The organism is Rhizobium ecuadorense (assembly GCF_001187535.1).
Lineage (GTDB): Bacteria > Pseudomonadota > Alphaproteobacteria > Rhizobiales > Rhizobiaceae > Rhizobium > Rhizobium ecuadorense.
On the sequence record NZ_LFIO01000310.1, the window covers coordinates 1 to 379 of the forward strand.

Sequence of the window (379 nt, forward strand, 5' to 3'; positions counted from 1 at the left end):
GGCTCAGGCAGTCGATCGGCGATCAGATCATCAATTAGATGGCTGTCAGCTCCGGGGGCACGTCTGGGGATTTATGAAGCTCATCCCATCCTCGTGCTCGGCGACGACATCACGACCGACCACATCTCTCCTGCGGGCGCGATCCCTGCGGCGGGCGACGCCGGACGCTATCTCATTGAACACGGCGAGAATCCGACCGACCTCAACGTCTTCTCCTCACGGCGGGGGAACTGGGAGGCGATGATCCGCGGTCTCTTCACAAACAAGACGGTGTGCAACCTCATCGCGGACGATATCCCGCCGGGATCAACTGTCCACGTCCCAAGCGGAGAAGTAATGTCCCTCTGGAAGGCGGCGCAGGCGTACAAGGCTGACGGAC

At 61.2% G+C, this 379-nt stretch carries 1 pseudogene; it reads left to right on the plus strand.

Features of this window, described 5'->3' with window-relative positions:
- Positions 1-379: pseudogene (locus AF337_RS07025) on the plus strand (hypothetical protein); the annotation flags it as partial.